Raw genomic sequence first — 3033 nt, 5'->3', positions numbered from 1 at the left:
GGGTGCCGCGCCTCGCGCCGCGCCCCGTGGGCGATCTGCTGGCGGCACGAGACCCCGGTGGCGGCGACCAGCGTCGCGGATCCCTCCGCCTCGAGCGCCGGGAACAGCCGCATCCCGCCGATCTGCATCGACAGCTCGTAGTGCTCGGACTCGAAGCCGAACGACCCCGCCATGCCGCAGCAGCCGGCGTCGAGCTCCACGACCTCGGAGCCGGGGATGCGCTCCAGCAGCGCCACCGTGGCGGCCGTGCCGGTCAGGGCCTTCTGGTGGCAGTGCCCGTGCAGCACGATCCGGCGTCCGCTCACCGGCGAATCGGGATCGAGCCGCAGGGCGCCGTCGTCGATCGCCTCGACGAGCAGCTCCTCCACCAGGCGGGCCTGGCCGGCGACCGCCTGCGCCCGCTCGTCGCCGGGCAGGAGAGCGAGATGCTCCTCGCGCAGGGTGAGCAGGCACGAGGGCTCGCAGCCCACGATGGGCACCCCGCGCTCCGCCTCCTCGGCGAGGCGCGCGACCATGTCAGCGGCCATGCCCCGCGCCTGGTCGAGCAGGCCCTTGGAGATGCTGGCTCGCCCGCAGCAGCCGCCGTGCTCGAGCCGCACCCGCCAGCCGGCGTGCTCCAGGAGCTCGATGGCCGCCCGCCCGATCCCCGGCTCGGTGAAGGTCGTGAACGAGTCGGCGAGGAACACCACCTCGCCGCGGGAGCCGGTGGCCGTCGCGGGGCGCCGGCCGCGGTGCCAGCGGATCAGCGTCTCGCGCGTGAACCGCGGCAGCGGCCGCCGGCGGGTGATCCCCACACGGCGGTCGAGCAGCGTGCGCAGCGGCCGCACCCGCCCGGGCAGGTTCGACAGCGGAGCGGTCGCGGCCCCCATGCGGTTGAGCCGGCGGATGGCGCCGAAGAGCCGAGAGCGCAGCGGCACGCCGTGGATGTCCTGGTAGTGGGAGAGGAACTCGCTCTTCATGGAGGCCATGTCGACGCTCAGCGGGCACTCGCTCTTGCACGCCTTGCACTCCAGGCAGAGGTCGAGGATCTCGTGCAGGCGCTCGTCGCCCAGCGCCGCCTTGGGGTCGGGCTCGGAGAGCGCCTTGACCAGCGCGTTGGCCCGGCCCCGGGTGGCGTGCTCCTCCTCGCGCGTGGCCATGTAGGAGGGGCACATGACGCCGATCCCCGTCTTGCGGCAGGCGCCGATCCGCACGCAGCGGTCCGCGGCGCCGCGCATCCCGCCGTGCTCGTCGAACGACAGCCGCGTGACGAGCGGGGTCGGGGGCGGCAGCGCCGGGTCCCGGAGGTCCTCGGTCATCGGCGGCGCGTCCACCATCACCCCGGGGTTCAGGCGCCCGTGGGGGTCGAAGAGGCGCTTGACCTTGCGCATCGCCTCGTAGAGGTCCTCGCCGAAGACCCTCCGGTTGAACTCGCCGCGGGCGCGGCCGTCACCGTGCTCGCTCGAGTTCACGCCGTCGAACTCCGAGACGAGGCCGACGATCTCCTCAGCCACCGCGCGCATCGTCTCCACGCCCCCGGGCGCGGTCAGGTCCAGGTAGGGCCGGATGTGCAGGCAGCCGACCGAGCAGTGACCGTAGAAGCCCGCGGTCAGCCCGTGACGGTCGAGGACCTCCCTGAAGCGCGCGACGTACTCGTTCAGGCGCTCGGGAGCGACGGCGGTGTCCTCGACGAAGGCGAGCGGGCGGCGCGCGCCGGTGCTCGCCGACATGAGCAGCCCGAGCCCCAGCTTGCGCACCTTGGTGAGCGCCTCCTGCTCGACCGCGGTCTCGGCCCGGAGCGTGTGGTAGCCGTGGCCGTGGCGCCGCCAGACCGCCTCCAGGCGGTCGACCCCGTCCCGGGCCTCCGCCTCCGAGTCGCCGAAGAACGTGACGAAGAGCAGGGCCTCCGGGTCCCCCTGGAGGTAGCTCCCCAGCCGGCGGAACTCGAGCTTGCGGCGGGAGAGGTCGAGGATGGTGCGGTCCATGAGCTCGATCGCCGCGGCGTCGAGCTCGAGCGCATCCTCCGTGGCGGCGATCGCGGCGGCGATCGAGTCGAAGTGCCCGACGGCGAGCATCCTCGCCTTCGGCAGCGGCACGAGCCCGACGGTGGCCTCGGTGATCGCCACGAGCGTGCCCTCGGACCCGACGACGAAGCGGGCGAGGTCGAACCGCGCGTCGCCCGCGAGGCGGTCGAGGCGGTACCCGCCGGACTGGCGCCAGTGGCGCGGGTAGTCGTTGGCGATGGCGTCCCGGTGATCGCGGAGTATGTCTCCGAGCCCGCGGTAGATCGCCCCCTCCAGGGTGCCGGCCGCCGCGCGGCGGGCGCGCTCGGCGTCGTCCACGGGGCCGAGGCGCGCGCGCGTGCCGTCCGACAGCACCACGTCGAGCTCCTGGACGTGGTCGATGGTCGTCCCGTAGACGATCGAGTGGCTGCCGGAGGAGTTGTTGCCGATCATGCCGCCGATCGTCGCCCGGTTCGACGTGGAGGTGTCCGGGCCGAAGCCGAGGCCGTGCGCCTGCGCCGCCCGGTTGAGGTCCTCCTGCACCACGCCCGGGCCGACCCGCACGCGGCGCGCCTGCGGATCGAGGTCGCGGATGGCGTCCATGTGGCGCGAGGTGTCGAGGACGATTCCGCGACCGCCCACGGCCTGGCCCGACAGGCTCGTGCCGGCCCCACGGGTCACCACCGGCACGTCGAACCGGCCGGCGACGGCGATGGCCGCGGCCACGTCGTCGGCGTCGCGCGGGAACGCCACCAGCAGCGGCTCGACGGCGTACATGCTCGCGTCGCTCGCGAACAGGTGCCGCGAGTAGGCATCGGCCTGCACCTCGCCCCGGAGCTCGCTCTCGAGCGCGGCGGCCACCGCCGCGGCCGGCCCCTCGGGGGCGCCCCGGCGCGAGCGCCGGCGGGCGACCTCCTGCTGATCTTCGCGTAGCCGAATAGCCAACCGGGTCCCGGGACGACGCTTGCGCGGGTAGTCTATGGCGAGGGCTGATCCAGCGCGTCCGGCGCCCACGGCGGGAGGGGGAACATGTCCAGAGCCGATGTCGCAG

The 3033-nt window shown here is 74.1% G+C and carries 1 protein-coding gene; it reads right to left on the bottom strand.

The annotated features are described in order from the left end of the window. Positions 1-2843: FAD-linked oxidase C-terminal domain-containing protein (locus tag AABM41_09660; GenBank protein MEK6192563.1), on the bottom strand; the 2843-nt coding region annotated here is incomplete at its 3' end. Positions 2844-3033: the final 190 nt, after the last annotated feature.

It is taken from the genome of Chloroflexota bacterium, assembly GCA_038040195.1.
Classification (GTDB): domain Bacteria; phylum Chloroflexota; class Limnocylindria; order QHBO01; family QHBO01; genus DASTEQ01.
This window is presented reverse-complemented; position numbering and strand designations above follow the sequence as displayed.